1 protein-coding gene is annotated in these 268 nt (G+C 30.2%); it reads left to right on the top strand.

Annotation, left to right across the window (positions count from 1 at the left end):
• Positions 1-268, top strand: a 268-nt coding sequence (locus ACWA1B_RS22785) for a response regulator transcription factor (RefSeq protein ID WP_456910909.1), incomplete at both ends; no start/stop codon positions are given.

Raw genomic sequence — 268 nt, 5'->3', positions numbered from 1 at the left:
ATGGTTACACTTTAGCCAAAGAAATTAGAGAGAAGAACAGTGAAGTGCCAATTATCTTTTTAACAGCAAAATCTATGAAAGAAGATGTGTTAAAAGGTTATAAAGCTGGTGCAGATGACTATTTAAATAAACCTTTTGATTCTGAAGTTCTTTTAATGAAAATTAAAGCAATCATTCAAAGAAAATCAGCTGATACAAAAGCAGAGCAAGTGCAGTTTGAGTTTAACATTGGTAAATTCCACTTAAATTCAAAACTAAGATTCTTGAC

The organism is Flavobacterium xizangense, assembly GCF_054075145.1.
Note: the sequence above shows the minus strand (reverse complement) of the source record. Positions and strands in the feature narration are given on the sequence as shown.